General features: G+C 69.7%; 17 protein-coding genes. 5 read left to right on the top strand and 12 right to left on the bottom strand.

Going from position 1 to position 18,118, the window contains the following annotated elements:
- Window positions 1–3: 3 nt before the first annotated feature.
- From Ate02nite_RS14520 to Ate02nite_RS14545, 6 genes are all read right to left on the bottom strand, one after another.
- Window positions 4–1,947 (bottom strand): hypothetical protein, encoded by a 1,944-nt coding sequence (locus tag Ate02nite_RS14520; protein WP_203805563.1) that lies wholly within the window; start codon window positions 1,945–1,947, stop codon window positions 4–6.
- Window positions 1,944–3,014, bottom strand: a complete 1,071-nt coding sequence (locus tag Ate02nite_RS14525; RefSeq protein WP_203805565.1) for a glycoside hydrolase family 130 protein — start codon at window positions 3,012–3,014, stop codon at window positions 1,944–1,946. Before Ate02nite_RS14525 ends, Ate02nite_RS14520 begins: the two co-directional genes overlap by 4 nt.
- Window positions 3,014–3,823 carry a carbohydrate ABC transporter permease gene (locus tag Ate02nite_RS14530; protein ID WP_203805567.1) on the bottom strand — a complete coding sequence of 270 codons (810 nt, stop codon included), beginning with the start codon at window positions 3,821–3,823 and terminating at the stop codon, window positions 3,014–3,016. Before Ate02nite_RS14530 ends, Ate02nite_RS14525 begins: the two co-directional genes overlap by 1 nt.
- Window positions 3,824–3,833: 10 nt before the next feature.
- Window positions 3,834–4,706 carry a carbohydrate ABC transporter permease gene (locus Ate02nite_RS14535; RefSeq protein ID WP_203805569.1) on the bottom strand — a complete coding sequence of 291 codons (873 nt, stop codon included), beginning with the start codon at window positions 4,704–4,706 and terminating at the stop codon, window positions 3,834–3,836.
- Window positions 4,703–5,983 carry an extracellular solute-binding protein gene (locus Ate02nite_RS14540; protein ID WP_203805571.1) on the bottom strand — a complete coding sequence of 427 codons (1,281 nt, stop codon included), beginning with the start codon at window positions 5,981–5,983 and terminating at the stop codon, window positions 4,703–4,705. Before Ate02nite_RS14540 ends, Ate02nite_RS14535 begins: the two co-directional genes overlap by 4 nt.
- A gap of 88 nt (window positions 5,984–6,071) precedes the next feature.
- On the bottom strand, window positions 6,072–6,593 hold the full coding sequence (locus Ate02nite_RS14545) for a TetR-like C-terminal domain-containing protein (RefSeq protein ID WP_203805574.1): 522 nt from the start codon (window positions 6,591–6,593) through the stop codon (window positions 6,072–6,074).
- A gap of 40 nt (window positions 6,594–6,633) precedes the next feature.
- On the opposite strand from Ate02nite_RS14545, the gene Ate02nite_RS14550 reads away from it, so the two are divergent.
- Both Ate02nite_RS14550 and Ate02nite_RS14555 read left to right on the top strand, forming a co-directional pair.
- Window positions 6,634–7,677 (top strand): epoxide hydrolase family protein, encoded by a 1,044-nt coding sequence (locus Ate02nite_RS14550; protein WP_203805576.1) that lies wholly within the window; start codon window positions 6,634–6,636, stop codon window positions 7,675–7,677.
- Between the two features lie 33 nt (window positions 7,678–7,710).
- Window positions 7,711–9,954: a glycoside hydrolase family 95 protein gene (locus Ate02nite_RS14555; RefSeq protein ID WP_203805578.1), complete on the top strand. Its 2,244-nt coding sequence runs from the start codon at window positions 7,711–7,713 to the stop codon at window positions 9,952–9,954.
- Between the two features lie 4 nt (window positions 9,955–9,958).
- Here Ate02nite_RS14555 and Ate02nite_RS14560 read toward each other — a convergent pair whose 3' ends face one another.
- Window positions 9,959–10,687, bottom strand: coding sequence for an SDR family oxidoreductase (locus Ate02nite_RS14560; RefSeq protein WP_203805580.1), 729 nt, complete (start codon window positions 10,685–10,687; stop codon window positions 9,959–9,961).
- A 94-nt stretch (window positions 10,688–10,781) separates the two neighbouring features.
- Between Ate02nite_RS14560 and Ate02nite_RS14565 the strand changes: the two genes are divergently transcribed.
- Window positions 10,782–11,627 carry a LysR family transcriptional regulator gene (locus Ate02nite_RS14565; protein WP_203805582.1) on the top strand — a complete coding sequence of 282 codons (846 nt, stop codon included), beginning with the start codon at window positions 10,782–10,784 and terminating at the stop codon, window positions 11,625–11,627.
- Here Ate02nite_RS14565 and Ate02nite_RS14570 read toward each other — a convergent pair.
- From Ate02nite_RS14570 to Ate02nite_RS14580, 3 genes are read right to left on the bottom strand one after another with little or no spacing between them, the layout of a single operon-like run.
- Window positions 11,617–12,096: a hypothetical protein gene (locus Ate02nite_RS14570; RefSeq protein ID WP_203805584.1), complete on the bottom strand. Its 480-nt coding sequence runs from the start codon at window positions 12,094–12,096 to the stop codon at window positions 11,617–11,619. The two genes, Ate02nite_RS14565 and Ate02nite_RS14570, sit on opposite strands and share 11 nt — an antisense overlap.
- 16 nt (window positions 12,097–12,112) lie before the next feature.
- Window positions 12,113–13,594 carry a flavin-containing monooxygenase gene (locus Ate02nite_RS14575; RefSeq protein WP_203805586.1) on the bottom strand — a complete coding sequence of 494 codons (1,482 nt, stop codon included), beginning with the start codon at window positions 13,592–13,594 and terminating at the stop codon, window positions 12,113–12,115.
- Window positions 13,591–13,851, bottom strand: coding sequence for a hypothetical protein (locus tag Ate02nite_RS14580; protein WP_203805588.1), 261 nt, complete (start codon window positions 13,849–13,851; stop codon window positions 13,591–13,593). Before Ate02nite_RS14580 ends, Ate02nite_RS14575 begins: the two co-directional genes overlap by 4 nt.
- A 184-nt stretch (window positions 13,852–14,035) precedes the next feature.
- On the opposite strand from Ate02nite_RS14580, the gene Ate02nite_RS14585 reads away from it, so the two are divergent.
- A complete protein-coding gene (locus Ate02nite_RS14585) occupies window positions 14,036–14,689 on the top strand; it encodes a pentapeptide repeat-containing protein (RefSeq protein WP_203805590.1) in 654 nt (217 codons plus the stop codon).
- Window positions 14,690–15,017: 328 nt separating this feature from the next.
- Here the strand turns inward: Ate02nite_RS14585 and Ate02nite_RS14590 are convergent, their stop codons facing one another.
- Both Ate02nite_RS14590 and Ate02nite_RS14595 read right to left on the bottom strand, forming a co-directional pair.
- Window positions 15,018–15,443, bottom strand: coding sequence for a GNAT family N-acetyltransferase (locus Ate02nite_RS14590; protein ID WP_203805591.1), 426 nt, complete (start codon window positions 15,441–15,443; stop codon window positions 15,018–15,020).
- 67 nt (window positions 15,444–15,510) lie between these two features.
- Window positions 15,511–16,272 carry an alpha/beta fold hydrolase gene (locus Ate02nite_RS14595; RefSeq protein WP_203805593.1) on the bottom strand — a complete coding sequence of 254 codons (762 nt, stop codon included), beginning with the start codon at window positions 16,270–16,272 and terminating at the stop codon, window positions 15,511–15,513.
- 51 nt (window positions 16,273–16,323) lie between these two features.
- Between Ate02nite_RS14595 and Ate02nite_RS14600 the strand changes: the two genes are divergently transcribed.
- Window positions 16,324–18,042, top strand: a complete 1,719-nt coding sequence (locus tag Ate02nite_RS14600) for an FAD-dependent oxidoreductase (RefSeq protein ID WP_203805595.1) — start codon at window positions 16,324–16,326, stop codon at window positions 18,040–18,042.
- Window positions 18,043–18,118: the final 76 nt, after the last annotated feature.

The following is an 18,118-nucleotide window of genomic DNA, read 5'->3' on the forward strand; positions in this document are numbered from 1 at the left end:
ACCTCACCTCCGGATGATGGTGAAGCCGCCGGGCAGGACCAGGGCCCGGACCTCCATCGCTGAGGTGGTCGCGGTGGCTCGGCGAATGCCGGTCGCGTCGTAGCTGTCGATTGTCGCTCGGGCTGTGCCGGTCACCGTCAGGTTCACGGTTCGCGGGGTGGTGGCGGCGCTGCGGAGCAGGGCCGTGGTGTGGCCGTTGCCGCCGATCACGTAGCGGGAGATCAGCGGTTCCAGCATGACCGCGTCCAGGATGGCCTCGCCGCCGGACGCGATGGCGGTCAGGTCGGTGCGGCCGGGCAACAGCTCGCCGGGGAGGGTCACCGGCAGCAACGCGCCGGGCGCCGGCGAGGTGCCCTGCGCGCCGATGCGGTGCCGCAGCACTCCCCCGGGCGACCAGCGGGTGATCGCGGCGCTGTCGGGCTGCAGGTTGGCGACCGGGAGCACCAGGTGGGGCTGGGTGAGCTCCGGCAGCTGCCAGCGGACGGCGGCACCGGCGGGCATCCGCACGTAGGCGCCGTTGCTGTACGCCGACTCCCCGGTCCAGGCCGACGCGGGTGTGACCACCGTGGCGCCGCCGGTGAGGACGGCCTGTTCGGCTTCCAGAGTGGTCGTTCCGGCCCGGTCGAGGATGTGGCCCTGGCGCGCGATCGACGCGACGCCGGGGTGGGCGTCCAGGGCCAGCATGCTCAGCAGGCCGTGGATGGTGGATTCGGCGCCGGCGTTGCGGTTGACCGTGCCGTCGCCGCTGATGCCGTCCACGGTGCGGCCGGTGGCCGGGTCGTAGGCGGGGACGCCGGCCGCGTTGGCCCCGAAATACCAGGCGGCGACGATCCCGGCGAGCTGGCGGAGACCGGGCCGGTCGGGCACGGCCAGCAGGGACTGCAAGCGCGAGTCGACCCCGTAGGCGATCTGGCTCCGGTCGACCCGGGTGGGCAGGCGTCCGTTGTCGGGCCCGCCGGAGGTGAGCAGCCAGGGCGTGAAGACCGCGCCGTCGGTCACTGCCGTCCGCATCAGCCGCGCGTCGCCCAGCGCTTCACCGGCTCGGGCCAGGGCGGCCGGCATCTGCGATCCCCAGGCATGCCAGTCGGAGAGGGAGAGCGCCCAGGGCCGCACGGCCCCGAACGGCCACGAACGCGGACCCCCACCGGCCATCGCCGCGATCCCCTCAGCAAACTGCCGCAGCGCTCGCTTGGCGATCCCCGACCCACCGGACGAGACGTATGCGGCCAGGCCGAGGACGGCCTCGGCGGTCGCGTCCGCGCCGTCGACGATCAGCCAGGCCGGAGCTCGCGTGCCGTCAATCGTCTGCCACGTGCCGTAGCGGGTGAGGACCTGACGGTCCAGGGCGGCGATGGCCAGGTCGAGCCGCTGCCGCAGGAACGTCGCGAAGGCCGGATCGGCGGTGCGCCAGGCCGCGTATCCCTCGCCCAACGCCCACACCGTGCGCGCCAGCCAGTAGGACGGCCCGCTGTCCGACGGATCGGGTAGTTCCGGTGGCTCGGCGCTCGGGTGGAGGGTGCCGTCCGGCTGCATCCAGAGAACGACGTTGCCGGACGGACTCTGCAGATAGGTCAGGCCACGAAGCAACTCACGGGAGGCATCCCGGCTGCGTACCAAACCGGTCTGTTGCCAATGCCGCAGATAGACGACCGCGGCGCGGGCGATGTCGTCGGCGTTGTAGGCGCCCTGGCCGTAAGTGTCGGTGGCCGGGTCATACGCTCCCCCGCCGATCCGGCGGTAGGTCCCGTCCGGGTTCGGCTCGGCGTAGGTCCACAGCACGCCGAGGGCCGATCCCCCGTAGGTGGTGTGCCCCGCCTGCGCCGGCGGCGTCACGCGATCTCGCAGGAAGTCCAGGTGGGACAGATTGGTGAGCGGAGCTGTCTCCAGCCGAAGGAGGGGTGCGGTCAGGATCAACCCGCTGCCCATCAGGACAGAACGGCGTTTCATGGGCGCGCTCCTTCGGTGAGTCGGTCCAGGCGAGCCACGCCGATCCGGGAGTCCGCCATGCCGTAGAAGACGTAGTGGACTCCGTCGACCTGCTCGATGGCGGTGGGAAAGACAACCCCGGGAACCAGGCCCCGCTGCTCACCCTCGGCAGACGGAACAAGAATCGGCGCAGGGGTACGGGCGAGAACGCGCCCCGGATCGGCCGGGTCGAGCAGCATCGCCCCGGCCGCATACGTGACGTCCTGCCCGGTGGGGTCCCAGCCGGGCGGAATGTAGCCGGTAGCCCCGTGATGCAGCAGCAGCCAACCTTCGGGCACCCGCAGCGGCGGCGGCCCGGCCCCGATCTTCAGCTCCTCATAGCCGAACTCCGGCAACGCCACACAGCGATGCCCCCGGAGCCGCACCAACGCCGTGACGTCGGCCAGCACCTCGTCGACCGGCACATAGGAGATCCAGATCCCGGGCCGCGGATCGCTGATCCCGGCCGGCCGATGCACCCCTTCACCGGCGCGAATCAGCCCGAGGTCCCACATCGGCCGGTGCAGCATCGCGAAGCAGGGACCGCCCGGTCCCGGCACCGGCGAAGGGAAGAACACCGCGTCCTTGTTGGGGAACAGGTTCAGGTCGCTGGAAAGATCCGGCTGGTAGTCGAACAGCACCGGGCCGAGCCGCCGCCACGACACCAGATCGCCGGAGACGGCCAGGGCCAGCCGAGGACCCAACGGCCCGAAGGCGACGTACGTCATGACGTGCTGATCGAGATCGGGCACCCAGGTGACGCGCGGGTCCTCGACGCCCGCGTTGCCGACACCCTGCTCCCAGCCCTCGTCCGGCGCCAGGACGACGCCCCGGCGGACGACTCCGACCGGCACCCCGTCGCGAAGGGATACCGAGGCCAGCCCGATCCGGGACACGTTGCCGGCCGCCACCATCCGGGGCAGCAGATGCAGCCGCCCGTCCGGGGTGCGCCCGCTGCCCGGATTCAGCACACCCATCGCCTCGAACGGAGAGGTCAGGTCCGGCTCCATGACCACGCCCAGCCGGCTCAGGCCGTACGGAATGATCATCAGCCTTTGACTCCGGAGCCGAGGTCGCTGGAGACGAAGTGTCGCTGGAAGGCGATGAAGAGGCCGACCGCCGGGGCCGCGAGGACGCAGGCGCCGGCCAGGATGGCGCCGAACGGGTTGGCGGCCCGGGCCGACACGTTGCTGATGTAGTTGGCCAGCGAGACCGCGAGGGGTTGCATGTCGGCCTGCTTGGTGACCAGAAACGGCCACAGGAACTCGTTCCACGGCCCGATGAAGGTCAGCAGGACCGCGGTCAGCAGCGCGGGCCGCACCAGCGGCAGCGCGACCGACCAGAGCACCCGCAGCTCACCGGCACCGTCCAGGCGGGCCGCGGCGAACAGGTCGTCCGGCAGCTGCAGGAAGAACTGCCGGAAGATGAAGACCGCCGTGGTGTTGATCGCGAACGGCAGGATCATCCCGAGGTACGAGTCGGCCAGGCCGTAGCCGCGCACGATCAGCACGTACAGCGGGATGAGCAGCAGCTGGAACGGGATCACCTGAACGAGCAGCACCAGCACGAACAGCGTGCCGCGGCCGCGGAACCGCAGCCGCGCGAGGGCATAGCCGGCCAGGACGCCGAAGACGACCGTGCCGAGCAGCACGCCGCCGGTGAAGATCCCCGAGTTGATCAGCGAGCCGACCAGGTCGACCCGCGAGTTGATGTCGGCGTAGTTGTCGAGCGTCAGCCCGGATGTAGGGAAAGCACCAGTTATAGAAGTGTCCGGTGCGGATTGCAGCGAGCCGATCAGCATGTAGTAGAACGGAAAGAGGAAGATGAGCGCCCCGGCGAAGAGGACGACATAGCGCACCGCTTTCACGTCAGTCCCTCTCGATGAGCCGGCGATTGATATAGGCGACGATCAGCACGCCGAGGACCAGCAGGACGCCGAGCGCCGCCGCGAAGTCGGGTTCGCCCTGCTGGAGGCCGCGCTGGTACATGACCAGCACCGGCGAGGCGGACGCGCCGTTCGGCCCGCCGCCCCCGGTGAGCAGGTACGGCTCGGTGAACAGGTTGGCGCCGGTGATCAGCGCCAGGATCACCACGAGCGCGGTGGCCGGGCGGACGGCCGGCACGGTCACCGACCAGAACCGATGCCAGGCCGAGGCGCCGTCGACCGCGGCCGACTCGTACAGCTCCTTCGGCACGTTCTGCAGAGCGGCCAGGTAGAGCAGGATGAAGAACCCGAGCTGCTTCCAGGTGACGAACACGGCGATGGTCGGCATGGCCAGGTGCTCGTTGATCAGCCAGGACGGGTCCGGGGCGAGCGGTCCGAGCACCGAGTTGACCAGGCCGCCGGAGTTGAACAGGAACAGCCAGACGCCGACCACGGCGACGCTGGCCGTCACGTACGGCACGTAGAACGCGACCCGCAGGAACGCCCGCCCGTGCACCGCCCGGTTGAGCGCCACCGCCAGCACCAGGGCGAGCCCGGTGGTCAGCGGCACGTTGATCACCAGGAAGATCAAAATATTCTGGAAGGCCTGGTGTACGCCGGGATCAGTGAGCACCGCCCGGTAGTTGTCCAGCCCGACGAACGGGTGGTCGACGATGGCACCGGGCGCCGCGAAGAAGTAGTCGTGGAAGCTCATCCAGACCGCGAACCCCAGGGGATACGCGAAGATCACCGCGAGATAGACCGCGTACGGTGCCGACAGGATCATCCCGACCGGGTGCCGGCCGAGGACTCTCATGAGCCGCTGGCGAGCTGGTCGACCTTCTCCGCGGCCCCGGCGAACGCGTCGGCCACCGGCTGCTTACCGAAGATCACCGACTGGGAGTACGCGTCCCGGAACGTCTGCCAGATCGCCACCGAGTTGGGCACGTTGGGCACCTCGACGGTGCGCGCGGCCTGGTCGGCGAACTGCCGGTAGGCGGGATTCTTGGTGAAGTAGTCGGGATAGGTGGCGGCGACACCCGTACGCAATGGCATCTGACCGGTCTTGTTCAGCAGTTCGCCGTCCTGCTCCTTGCTGGTGGCGAACTTCAGCACCTCCCACGCGGTGGCCCGGTTCTGGCAGGCGCTGTACATGGCCACGTTCTTGGCGTCGCTGAACGTCTTGATCTGCTCGGCCGGCTTCCCGGTCGAGGTGGGCACCGGAACCGCGCCCCACTTGACCTTGTCGCCGTAGACCGCGATCGCCCACGGCCCGACGATCGCCATGGCCGCCTTCTGGTCGCCGAACGAGTCGCCGTTGTACTTCTCCTTGGGCGCGAGGCCCTCGTCGTACAGCGTCTTCCAGAACGCGGCGACCTTCTGCCCCTCGGGCGAGTTGAACTGCGCCTTGCCGTCCTGCACGAGTTGCTTGCCGTCGCTCTCGGCCGCGAACAGCGGGTAGAAGTCGAACCAGGACTGGAAGAACTCGCTGCTCGGCGCCGGATAGATGGCGGCTGTTCCGGACGCCTTGAGCTTGCGGGCCGCGGTCAGGAACTCGTCGTAGGTGGACAGGGCCGGCTTCTCGGAATCCAGGCCCGCTTTGGCGAAGAGACCCTTGTTGTAGAAGATCATCACCGGGTTGGACTTCCACGGCATCTGATAGAACTTGCCGTCCGGCGATTTGTACTGGTCAGCCGTCGCCCCGGTGCGGTCGGCGATGTACTGCGCGGCACCGTCGAAGGTGTCCAGCGCGACCAGCCCGCCCTGCTTCTGGAACTGCGGCACCGCGGCCGGCGCGGTGTTGAAGATCAGGCAGGGTGCGTTACCGGCCGTGATGGCGGCCCCGATGACCTCCTCCGAGGTGTTACCGGCCGGGATCTCCTGCGCGGTGATCGCCTGGTCGGCGTGCGCGGTGTTCCAGGCCGCCACCATCGCCTTGCCCCAGGCCAGTTCTTCCTGGTTGTTGGAGAGCCAGATGGTGATCGGCCCGGAGGCGGCGTTGGCCTTGGCGGCGTCGCCGCCCCCACCACCGTCGCAGCCGGCGGCGAGCGCGAGAGTGAGAGTCAGGACGGCTGCCGGAAGCGTGCGTTTCATGGGCGTCTCCGTTCGGAGCGGCCGGAGACGGGGCGCGGTGGACGCCCGGCCGGTCGGCTACGCCGTGAACATAAGACCGTTACCCAGGTCACACAAACGGAGAGCGTCGATGCCCGACCCGGCACCCTGACATATCCGAAAAGATGATGACACGCGACAAGATGGAATCACTCCGGGAACGCAGCAGGGGAAGGATCACGTGGTCGACGAGGCGTTCGAACGCGGGAGTGTCCGGGATGCCCCCGTGGAAGAGGGTGTCGGTGAAGACCTTCGCGAATGCGAGCTCGAGCACGGCATCCGACCGGCGAACGTCGATCTTCTCGCCGCGGGCGCCGGCGCGAGCGCAGATGATGTGTCCGACCTCGTGGCTGCGCTGGGTGATTTGGGAGCCGATGAGGTCACGCAGTGCGGCGTCGTCCCGGATCGCTTCGAGCAGCCCGATCAGCGAGGGTCCCGGGCCGCCGGCGAGGGTCTGTGCGATCTCCTGAACGGTGAGCAGGAGGTCTCCACGGAGGGTGCCGGTGTCGGGCACCTCGGGTTCCGGGCCTTGCGCTCGGCGGCGTAGCGCGTCGGCGACGAGTTCACTCTTGTCGGCCCAGCGGCGGTACATCGTCGTCATCGCTGCCCGGGCCCGGGCAGCGATCCCATCGATGGTGGGACCGACCGTCAGGAAGCTGCAGGCTCTCACCGACCACTGGCGCGACGGCTACGACTGGCGAGCAGTCGAGGACGAGCTGAACGGCTGGGGCCAGTACCGCACCACGATCGACGGCCTCGACATCGACTTCCTCCACGTCCGCTCCCCGGAACCCGACGCGCTCCCGCTGGTCCTGACGCACGGCTGGCCCGGCTCGGTGCTGGAGTTCCGCAAGGTCATCGGCCCGCTCAGCGACCCGGCCTCCTTCGGGGGAGACCCCCGTCAGGCGTTTCACCTGGTCATCCCGAACCTGCCGGGTTTCGGATTCTCGGCCAAGCCCGCCGAGACCGGCTGGGACATCCCCCGGATCGCCCGGGCCTGGGTCGTCCTCATGGGCCGTCTCGGTTACGACCGGTGGGGCGCGCAGGGCGGCGACCTCGGATGCGCCGTCACCGACGAGATCGCGAAACTGAAGCCGGCCGGGTTCATCGGCTCGCATCTGAACTTCGCCATGTTCGGCCCCACCCCGGACGAGATCCGAGAGGCGACCCCCGAGGAACGGGCGGCTCTCGCGGACGCGAAATACTTCTGGGACAACCTCTCCGGTTACGCCAAAGAGCAACAGACCCGTCCGCAGACCATCGGCTATTCCCTCGCCGACTCCCCGGTGGGGCTCGCGGCCTGGATCTATGCGATGTTCCAGGACACCTGCGGAACCCCGGGCGACGCCGAAGCGTCCTTCACCCTCGACGAGATGCTCGACGACATCATGCTCTACTGGCTGCCGAATTCGGGCACCAGTGCCGCGCGCCTGTATTGGGAGATGAACCAGGCCGGATGGTCGTCGCCGGCACGGATCGAGGACCCGATCACCACACCGGTCGGATTCACCATGCCGCCCAAGGAAGCGGTCCGACGGTCTCGCCGGCAACTCGAACGCCGCTACGCCGACATCGTCTTCTTCAACGAACCCGCCGAAGGCGGACACTTCTTCGCACTCGAACAGCCCGAAATCCTGGTCAACGACATGCGCGCCACATTCGCTCTTCTACGCTGACCCGACGTCTTTCGATCGCCCTCGGGAGGGGACTTGCTCACGCTCTGGTACGACGCGCCGGCCGGTGACTGGGAGAGTCAGGCTCTGCCGATCGGCAACGGCATGCTCGGGGCGATGATTTTCGGGCGGGTCGGGGTCGAGGCGATCCAGTTCAACGAGAAGACGCTGTGGACCGGCGGGCCGCACGACTTCGGGAACTGGCGGCAACCCCGGCCGGGAGCCATTGCCGAAATTCAAGACCAGATCAATGCCCGGGTACGCGTTTCGCCCGCCGAAGTGGCGGCGGCGCTCGGGCAGCCGAAAGCCGGGTACGGCAGTTATCAGAGCTTCGGCGAACTCATCCTCACCATGCCGGCCGGTCCGGTGACGGATTACCGGCGTGCGCTGGACATCGCCGACGCGATCGCCACCGTCGAATACACCGTGGACGGCGTGCGGCACCGCCGGGAGCATTTCGTCAGCCATCCGCACCGGGTGATCGTCGTCAATCTGAGCGCGGACCAGCCCGGCCAGGTCACCTTCACCGCGGCCGTGCGGCTGCCGGCCAATCGGACGGCCACGTCTACTGCCGCGAACGGCCGGATCACGACCGCCGGCGCACTGACCGACAACGGCCTCCGTTTCGAGGGGCAGGTGCAGATCCTCGCCGAGGGCGGCACCCGCACGGATAGCGCGGACGGCAAGATCACGGTGACGGCGGCCGACCGCGCGACGATCCTCATCGCAGCCGGAACCGACTACAGCGACGTCTATCCCGAATACCGCGGCCCCGCTCCGGGTCCTCGGGTTACGGCTGATCTCGACCGGGCGGCTGTCATCCCGTACCCGCAATTGTGGGAAGCGCATCGGCGCGACCACCGCGGTCTTTTCGACCGGGTGCGGCTGGACCTCGGGCAGCGGATGCCGGACCGGCCGACCGACCAGGTTCTGGCCGCCTACCAGGGCGCCGACCCGGCGCTAGAGGAGCTCTTCTTCCAGTACGGCCGGTATCTGCTGATCGCCTCGAGCCGGGACGGCGACGTGCTGCCGGCCAATCTGCAGGGCGTCTGGAACGCGTACGAGATGGCGCCGTGGAGCGGCGATTACCACACGAACATCAATATCCAGATGAACTACTGGCTCGCCGACCCGGCCAACCTCGGCGACACCACCGGCCCGTTCTTCGCATTCGTCGAAGCGCTTCGAGCGCCCGGCGCCCGAACCGCGCGGGAGATGTTCGACAGCCCCGGCTGGGTGGTGCACAACGAGACCAACCCGTTCGGTTTCACCGGGGTGCACGACTGGCCGACCGCGTTCTGGTTCCCCGAGGCGGCGGCCTGGCTGGCCCACCATTTCTACGACCATTACCGGTTCACCCTGGACAAGGGTTTCCTGCGCGACCGGGCCTACCCGGTGATGCGCGAGGTGGCCCGTTTCTGGCTGGCCGAACTGATCGTCGATCCGCGCGACGGCACCCTCGTGGTCTCCCCCAGTTACTCCCCCGAGCACGGCGATTTCTCGGCCGGCGCCGCGATGTCCCAGCAGATCGTCTGGGACCTGTTCACCGCGGTCACCGAGGCGGCCGCGGAATTGGGCGACGAACCGTTCGGCGCCGAGGTGGCGGCGGCCTTGCAACGGCTAGATCCGGGCACCCGGATCGGCAGCTGGGGTCAGCTTCAGGAATGGAAGACCGACGGGGACGATCCGGCCGACCACCACCGGCACACCTCCCAACTGTTCGGCCTGCACCCGGGCCGGCAGATCTCCCCGGCCTCGACCCCCGACCTGGCCCGGGCGGCCGAGGTGACGCTGCGGGCGCGAGGCGATGGCGGCACCGGCTGGAGCAAGGCCTGGAAGATCAACTTCTGGGCGCGGCTGCTGGACGGCGACCACGCCCACCTGATGCTGAGCGAGCAGCTGCGAACCAGCACCCTGGCCAACCTCTGGGACACCCACCCGCCGTTCCAGATCGACGGCAACTTCGGCGCCACCGCCGGCATCATCGAGATGCTGCTGCAGTCGCACGGCGACGAGGTCCACATCCTGCCGGCCCTGCCCTCAGCCTGGCCGTCCGGCTCGGTGACCGGCCTGCGCGCCCGCGGCGACCTGACCGTCGACATAGCGTGGTCGGCCGGGGTCGCGCACGAGGTGGCGGTAACGGCCGGTCACGGCGGCCCGATAACCCTGCGCTGCGCGGCCTGGGCGGCCGGCGTCCGCCTGACCGGCGCCGTGCGCGACGGTGAGCGCGTCACGTTCACCGCCCGCCCGGGAACCCGCTACCTGCTTACCCCCGGCTGACCGGTTACCAGGGAACGACACCGTCGGCGTCGAACATCCCGCCGGTCGGGCCGTCATCCGGCAGGGTGGCGAGCCGGATCGCGATCGCGGCGCCGTCGGCGGGCGTGCTGGTGCCCTGGAATCCGTTGAGGTCGGTCGCCACGTACCCGGGGCAGCTGATGTTGATTTTTATGGTGGTGTCGCGCAGTTCCTTGGCGTATTGCACGGTGATCGCGTTGACGAAGGTCTTCGACGGCGTGTAGGCCCCGCTGCCCGGTCCGAACTCGACGCCCGGCGTGGTCTGCAGCGTCAGCGAGCCGAGGTGGCTGGACTGATTGACGATCCGCGGGTGGGCCGAGCGGCGCAGCAGCGGCAACATCGCGTTGGTGACCCGCACGACGCCGAGCACGTTGGTGTCGAGCACTGACCGCAGGATTGCCGGGGTGATCACCGACGGGCTGTCCGGCCAGACGTCGGCGATGATGCCGGCGTTGTTGACCAGCACGTCGAGCCGCCCGGCCCGCTCCCGCAGCAGTTCCGCGGCGGCCGCCACGCTCGCGTCGTCGGTCACGTCCAGGGGCACCCCGAACGCGTCCACCCCGGCCGCGCGCAGTTTCGCCACGGCATCGTCGCGGCGCTGCTCGTTGCGGGCGCCGACACCGACGACGTGGCCGAGCGCACCGAGGCCGGCCGCGATCTCGTACCCGATTCCCTTGTTCGCGCCGGTGACCAGCGCATACGTCTTCTCGCTCATGCCCCGATCCTGGCCGCGCACCGGCTCCGGACCAACAGCCTGAACCGCACCAACCAATAGCCGCAGGCTATCGATCGGGCGGTAGGGTGGCCGGGTGGAGACGCGGGAGTTGCGGTACTTCGTGGCGGTCGCCGAGGAACTGCATTTCGGCCGGGCCGCCGACCGCCTGGGCATCACCCAGCCATCGCTGTCCCGGGCGATCGGCCAGCTCGAGGAGCAGCTCGGGACCACCCTGCTCGACCGCACCAGCCGCAAGGTCGCGCTGACCGCGGCCGGGACGGTGCTGCTCGACGAGGGGCGGGCGGTCCTCGGCGCGCTGGCCGCGGCCGGCCGGCGCACCCGGCAGGCCGGGACGAGCCGGCCCTCGCTGGTGCTGGCCACCAAGACCGGCACCTCCGACCAACTGCTGACGAAGTTGCTCGACGCCTACGCCGCCGAGCCCGGGGCGGTGCCGGTCGACCTACTGCTCTGCGAATCGCACACCGATCAGGCTCTGCACGACGGGCGGGCCGACGTGGCGCTGCTGCATCAGCCGTTCGACTCGGTGGCCGGCCTGGACACCGAGGTCCTGAGCACCGAGCAGCAGGTCGCGATCCTGCCCGCCGCCCATCCGTACGCCACCCGGCCACACCTCCGGCTGGCCGAGGTCACCTCCATGCCCGAGCTGCCGCCGGCCCGCTGGCCCGGCCCGGACGGCACGTACCCCGACGGCCCCGGCGCCGAGGCCCACAACCAAACCCAACTGTTGCAGCTGGTCGCGCTGGGCCGCACCACCGCGATCCTGCCCGAGTCCTGCCGCGCCAACCTGCGCGAAGGCCTCGTCGCCGTGCCGGTCGTGGACGCCCCGGCGGTGATCGCGGTCATCGCCTGGCCGGCTCACAGCCGCTCCCGAACCGTCGCCGACCTGGTCCGGGCGGCGACCCGCCACTTCAGCACTTAGGCGGCTGCACCTCGGATTTTTCGTTCCAGATCGGCTGCGGTGCGTACTTCTTGGCCGCCCCGCCGGAGAGGTCACCCTGCGGGATGTCCACGCCGTACCGGAAGTTTGTCCACACGTCGAGCGAGATGGGCCAGGTCAGCGACCCCATCGGGGTGAGTTCGTCGAAACCGGTCGGCACCTGGCCGACGGTCACGGTCGGGGTGGCGGTGGAGGGGTCGAGGCGGCGAACCGCCCACAATAGATGGCGAGGTGATCCAGAACCGGACGGATTGGGGGTGACGGTGTCGGCGACCTCGAGGCGGCGCAGATAGCTCTGCGCCCCACACTGTCCACCGACAGTGAGCACGATCTTGTTGTCGACGAGTTGGGCGGTCAGCCACTCGTCAGCCTCTTTGCCCTTACAACTGGCAGCGGACATGCCGCTGGTCAGCAGTATCAACAGCGCCAGCCCCCGGCGCAGATACGACATTGCGCCACGCTAGCAGTCATCCAGCGGTTTCGTTTCGGGCCGTTATGGCCGTGTAATCACCGTCATCCACATGTGACGTTCGGCGACGGTACTCGCCCGCCATGCCCGGCCAGTTAGTCACGATCCGCCCGGTCGCCGTCCGGTACCAGCTCTGGCAGCCGGTCCACACGCTACCGGCGAGGCGGGACTGCATCTCGCCGTCGTAGGCGGTGGCGCGCTCCCGGCGTACCTCCAGCGGGGTCTGCCCTTCGGTGACCCGGCGGACCAGCCCGGCCAGATAACGCGCCTGGGCCTCATGGAAGTAGAGCACCGAGGTGTTGCCGGTGTTGGTGTTCGGGCCGTAGATCAGGAACAGGTTCGGGAAATCCGGAACAGCCACCCCGAGGTACGCGTACGCACCGTCACGCCACTCCTCGTCGAGGGTGCGGCCGTCACGCCCCGTGATCCGCATGGGAGCCAGGAACTCGGTGGCCGCGAAGCCCGTCGCGTACACCAGAAGGTCGCAGGCATGCACCGTGCCGTCGGCGGTCCGAATGCCGTCCGGGACCACCTCGACGATCTTCTCGGTGACCAGCGTGACGTCCGGTCGGGCCAGGGTGGGCAGCCAGGAGCTGGTGAACAGCACCCGCTTGCAGCCCATCGGCTCGTCCGGGGTCACCCGGGCGCGCAGCGCCGGATCCCGCACCTGCCAGCGGCGCTGCAGGCCGGAGACGCCGCGCAGGAACGCCCCCGCCGGGCGATTCCCGGTGACGGCCAGGCCGGTCACGATGGTCATCGCCCAGGTGGCGGCCCGCGGCAGGCGCAAAAGCCAAGGCATCTTCCGGTACGCGAACCGGCGCCCGGCCCCGTACCGCCGATCCGGTTTGGGGAGCGTCCACGGCGCACTGCGCTGAAAAACGGTCACGTGCTCGGCGCGACCGGCGACGGCCGGCACCAGCTGGATCGCACTGGCTCCGGTGCCGACGACGGCGATCCGCTTCCCGTCGATCGGAATGCTCGGATCCCACCGCGCGGTGTGCACGGCCCGGCCGGCGAAGCGCTCCACGCCCAGTAGCGACGGGGTGGACGGCCGGCTGAGCTGCCCGACCGCCGGCACCAGGATGTCGGCGACGATCTCCTCGCCGGCGCTGGTGGTGAGGCGCCATCGTTCGGCCTCCGCGTCCCAGACGGCGTCGGTGACCTCGATGCCGAACCGCACCCGCTCGGTCACGCCGAACCGGTCGGCGGTCCGCCGGGCGTAGGCGAGAATCTCGTCGTACGGCGGAAACCGCCGCGACCAGCGCGGATTCAGAGCGAACGAGTACGAGTAGAGCGGCGCCGGAACATCACAGGCGCAACCCGGGTACGAGTTGTCCCGCCACACCCCGCCGACCTGATCGGCCTTCTCCAGCAGGACGAGGTTGTCGAGCCCCTGCTTGAGGAGCTCGGCCGCCGCCGCGATCCCGCCGAAGCCGGCGCCGATGATGACGACGCGCGGCTTCGTCAGCGGTCCGCTCATCCGATCTTGTCGTCCGTCTCGGCCGGGGGCGTGTGGCTGCCGCCGCCGTCCTCCCCGGTGGTCGTCTCGTCCGGCTCGTCCGTGCCGGTGTCGGCCTCGGCCGGCTGGTCGTCGCCGGTGCCGAACTCGGCCGGCGAATGGCTGCCGCCGCCGTCCTCGCCGTCGGTGGACCCGACGGTGAGGACCAGAAGGTCCCATTCCAACAGATCGAAGATGGTAGATTCGGGCGTCATGGTGGTGGCGCGGGGCTGGCTCATCAGCGTCCCCTCATCAGCGTGTCGCCCGAACGTAGCAGCCCTATTGGCAGCCTGCCAATAGGGCTGATCGAGTGTCGACAACCCGACGCCAACCAGCCGTTTCCTTCCGCAGCCCCAACCGGTTCCCGATCCGCCGGGCCGGGCCGCTTCTGATCCGACGGGGCGGCCTGCGAAGATCGCGGGCATGCCCGCAGTCCAGGACCTCGCCTCCCTGCCGTACGCCCGGCACCTGCAGCCGTTCACCGGCGACCTGACCCACGACGGCGACCACACCGAGGTCCACCTCGACGGCGTCGAACTGGAGGAGGCACAGGCGGCCGGCACCAGATTCGGCGAGAGTGCGATCACCGGCGTGACGTTCAGCGGCGGCGAGTTCGACCACGTCCGCCTGGACGACGTGTGGTTGTCCCGATGCCGCTGGATCGGCGGCAACTGGGCCGAGTCCCAGCTGCTCGACACCACGATCCTGGACAGCGTCCTGGCCGGCCTGCAGTCCTACCGCTCGTACTGGCGCCGGGTGGTAATCCAGTCCTGCAAGATCGACAGTCTCAACCTGCGAGGCGCAAAGCTGCAGGACGTAGAGTTCCGCGACTGCGACCTGAGCGAGGTCGACTTCGGCGAAGCAACCTTGATCGGCGTGACGTTCCCGGGTTCAGCGATCCGCCGGGCCCGCTTCAACAAGGTAACGGCGAAGAAGCTCGACTTCCGAGGAGCCCGAGAGCTGGACATAGCCCAGGGCTGGGACGCCCTGCGCGGCGCGGTAATCGACCCCACCCAGCTGGCCGAGGCGGCCCCCGCCTTGGCCCACGTCCTAGGCATCGTGGTCAAGGACCGCTGACCCCGGCATCCGGACGCGTCGGGACCTGGAATGCCGCATCATTCATCCATGGCTATCAGTGGAAAGGCGCAGTACGAAACGCTTGCCGATCTACCGGCTCACGTGGTGCATGCGGTGACTGCCGCCCATCGGGACGGCTTCACGACGTCATGCCTGCCCCAGCCGGGCCGGTTGCTTCAAACGCTGGCGGCCGGAGTCGGCGCCGGGCGTATCGGGGAACCGGTACCGGATACGGCGTCGGTCTCGCCTGGATGGCAAGCATGGCCCACCCGGACGCCCAGCTGTTCAGTATCGAGCGGGACCGCCACCGCACGAGGCGCGGCGTGCTCTAGCCGAACGGTGGCCGGGTGTCGATCTCCATCCAGCGCTCCGGATGTGCGATCGGCGCGAAGCCGGCCTTCGCATACACACCATGCGCGTCGAGGGTTGCCAGGATCACGCGCTTGATGCCCTGTCGCTCGGCCCACCCGACGCTCCAGTCGGCGAGCATGGTGCCGAGGCCGCGGCCACGGTGCTCAGGGTCGACATAGACATCGCAGAGCCAGACGAAGGTCGCGCGATCGGACACGATCCGCGCTACCGCAGCCTGCTGCCCGCCGGGGGCATACAGGCCGACCGGGAACGAGTTGGCGAACGACCGCTCGATCACCTCGCGGGTGCGCCCCTTCGCCCAGTACGCGTCGGTGCTGATCCACCGGATGACGCGCTCCAGGTCGAGGTCGGCGGGGTCTTCGCTCAGTCGATAGTCGCTCACTCGACAACTTTCGCGACGTAAAGACCGCCGGGGAACATCCAATTCTGGATCCGTGGCCGCGGCGCGGTCAGGCCGCTTCCAATAGCAGGCGGCCGCAGGTGCGTGGGTCGTCGGCGAAGGGGAGGTGGCCGCAGCCGGGCAGGCGGACGTGCCGGGCCTGCGGGAGTATTCGCCGGGCCTGCTTCGCCTGGCGGTAGGGCAGGACCAGGTCGCGGTCGCCCCAGGCGATCGTCACCGGGACGCCGGTGATCGGCTCGGCCAGCCGCCACTCCCCCAGCGTGCGCCGCGCGCCGGTGAAGCCGGGCGCCGTGATCATCGCTCGGGCGTCGGCCAGGCACTCGTCCGGCGGCAGCGCACCCGGCCGCCCGAAGAAGACCCCGCACAGCGCCACCCGCCCGGCCCGGCGGGCGAACAACCGCGGTAGCGCCGGCCCGAGCGCGGTGCCGGCCGCCCGCGCCCCGCCGACGACTGTGCGGCACCAGGCCGCCTCGGCCGATCCGAAGAACCCGACCGGCGAGAACGCCACCACCGACCGGGCCAGCCCGCGGCGGGCCAGCTCGAGCGCGACTCCCCCGCCGAGCGAACTGCCGCCGACGGCCGCCCGTTCCACCCCGAGCGATCCTAGGAACGCGGCCACCCGATCGGCGAGGTGCGGCACCGAGCCGGGCACCCCGTCGAACGGCGTCCCGCCGAACCCCGGCAGGTCGAGCGCGATCACGTCGTGCCATGCGGCGAGGCGATCCAGGACCGGCTTCCAGACCTGCCACCGGCTGCCGATGCCGTGAATCAGCACGATCGGACTGCCACTGCCCTGCCGATGATGGTGCACGGGCCGCCTCCGCTTATTGACATGCCGCCAACAACGATGCCACCGTACGCCATGGCGCATGATTTCGATGTCGTGATCATCGGGTCGGGTTTCGGTGGCAGCGTGAGTGCCCTGCGCCTGACGGAGAAGGGCTACCGGGTGGCGGTCCTGGAGGCCGGCCGCCGCTTTGCCGACGACGAGTTCGCCGAGACGTCCTGGCGGCTGAGCCGATATCTCTACGCACCGGCCCTGCGGTGTTACGGCATCCTGCGGCTCACCCTGCTGCGGCACGCCATGATCATGTCCGGCACCGGCGTGGGCGGCGGCTCCCTCGGCTACGCCAACACCCTTTACGAGCCGCCCGATGCCTTCTTCGCCGATCCACAGTGGTCTGCCGTCACGGACTGGAAGTCCGAGCTCGCCCCCGCCTACGACCAGGCCAAACGCATGCTGGGCGTGACAATAAACCCGGTGGAGACGCCCTCCGACCGCGCCTTGCGCGCGGTGGCCCAAGACCTGGGAGCAGAGCAGACCTATCGCCGTACGCCGGTGGGCGTCCTGTTCGCGTCCCCCTCCAAGACTGACGTGATCCCCGATCACCCTCATGCGGCCGGCCGCTCCCAGGAGCGGGGTGTGCCGATCGCGGATCCGTTCTTCGGGGGTGCCGGGCCGGAGCGGCGGGCCTGCACGCTCTGCGGGGCCTGCATGACCGGGTGCCGGGTGGGCGCCAAGAACACCCTGGTCAAGAACTACCTCTACCTGGCCGAGCAGGCCGGCGCCGAGGTGCGGCCGCTGACCACCGTCACCGATGTGCGGGCTCTTACGGGTGGGGGCTTCTCCGTCCGTACCCGCAAAACGGGTGGGATCGCCAAGGGTGAGCTGACCGCCGGGCAGGTGATTTTCGCCGCGGGTGCCCTCGGCACCCAGCGGCTGCTGCACGGGTTGCGGGACCGTGGGCGGCTCCCGCACATCTCTCCTAGGCTGGGCGAGCTGTCCCGGACGAATTCGGAATCCATCCTGGGAGCGCGCACCCGCCGGCGCGACGCCGACTTCAGCCGCGGCGTGGCGATCACCTCGTCGATCCACCCGGATCCGAGCACCCACGTCGAGCCGGTCCGCTACGGCCCGGGCAGCAATCTCCTGGCGTTGCTGGCCACCGTGCTGGTGGACGACACCGGCGGCCGATCGAGGCTGCTGGCCGGCATCCGGCAGCTCTGGCGGGACCGGAAGGATCTGCGCCTGCTCGCCTCCCCGCGCGGCTGGTCGGAGCAGACCATCGTGGTCCTAGGAATGCAGCCGCTCGACAACTCGATCACCCTGCACACGTCACGCGGCCTGTTCGGGCGCCGCCTGCGCAGCCGGCCCGGCGTCGGCGAGCCGAACCCGGTCTGGGTCCCGGCCGCCCACGACGTCGCGCGCCGGGTCGCCGAGAAGATCGACGGGGTCCCGCTGGGCTCGATGACCGAGCTGATCGGCCGCCCGGTCACCGGGCACTTCATCGGTGGTTGCGCCATCGGCGAGGACGCCGCGCGCGGCGTCATAGACCCCTACCACCGGCTGTACGGGCATCCCGGCCTGCACGTGATCGACGGCTCGGCGGTGGCCGCAAACCTGGGAGTGAACCCGTCCCTGACCATCACCGCGCTGTCGGAACGGGCCCTGTCGATGTGGCCGAACGCCGGCGACGAGGACCCACGCCCCGCGCTCGGCGAGCCCTACCGGCGGGTCGCCGCGGTGGCACCGCACAAGCCGGTGGTGCCGGCCTTCGCACCCGGCGCCCTGCGTCTGTAAAGGTGCGGGGCGCCGGTCCAGGGCCGGGCTGAATGGTCCTGGACCGGCGCTCCCCGGATCGCGAGGGTCCGGCTCG

It is taken from the genome of Paractinoplanes tereljensis (assembly GCF_016862435.1).
Classification (GTDB): domain Bacteria; phylum Actinomycetota; class Actinomycetes; order Mycobacteriales; family Micromonosporaceae; genus Actinoplanes; species Actinoplanes tereljensis.

What these genes read in the sequence shown, in the direction of transcription:
- Ate02nite_RS14520 (WP_203805563.1), bottom strand. Translation starts at nt 1,947, where the DNA reads ATGAAACGCCGTTCTGTCCTGATGGGCAGCGGGTTGATCCTGACCGCA.
- Ate02nite_RS14525 (WP_203805565.1), bottom strand. Translation starts at nt 3,014, where the DNA reads ATGATCATTCCGTACGGCCTGAGCCGGCTGGGCGTGGTCATGGAGCCG.
- Ate02nite_RS14535 (WP_203805569.1), bottom strand. Translation starts at nt 4,706, where the DNA reads ATGAGAGTCCTCGGCCGGCACCCGGTCGGGATGATCCTGTCGGCACCG.
- Ate02nite_RS14540 (WP_203805571.1), bottom strand. Translation starts at nt 5,983, where the DNA reads ATGAAACGCACGCTTCCGGCAGCCGTCCTGACTCTCACTCTCGCGCTC.
- Ate02nite_RS14545 (WP_203805574.1), bottom strand. Translation starts at nt 6,593, where the DNA reads ATGTACCGCCGCTGGGCCGACAAGAGTGAACTCGTCGCCGACGCGCTA.
- Ate02nite_RS14550 (WP_203805576.1), top strand. Translation starts at nt 6,634, where the DNA reads ATGGTGGGACCGACCGTCAGGAAGCTGCAGGCTCTCACCGACCACTGG.
- Ate02nite_RS14560 (WP_203805580.1), bottom strand. Translation starts at nt 10,687, where the DNA reads ATGAGCGAGAAGACGTATGCGCTGGTCACCGGCGCGAACAAGGGAATC.
- Ate02nite_RS14570 (WP_203805584.1), bottom strand. Translation starts at nt 12,096, where the DNA reads ATGTCGTATCTGCGCCGGGGGCTGGCGCTGTTGATACTGCTGACCAGC.
- Ate02nite_RS14575 (WP_203805586.1), bottom strand. Translation starts at nt 13,594, where the DNA reads ATGAGCGGACCGCTGACGAAGCCGCGCGTCGTCATCATCGGCGCCGGC.
- Ate02nite_RS14580 (WP_203805588.1), bottom strand. Translation starts at nt 13,851, where the DNA reads ATGAGCCAGCCCCGCGCCACCACCATGACGCCCGAATCTACCATCTTC.
- Ate02nite_RS14585 (WP_203805590.1), top strand. Translation starts at nt 14,036, where the DNA reads ATGCCCGCAGTCCAGGACCTCGCCTCCCTGCCGTACGCCCGGCACCTG.
- Ate02nite_RS14600 (WP_203805595.1), top strand. Translation starts at nt 16,324, where the DNA reads ATGGCGCATGATTTCGATGTCGTGATCATCGGGTCGGGTTTCGGTGGC.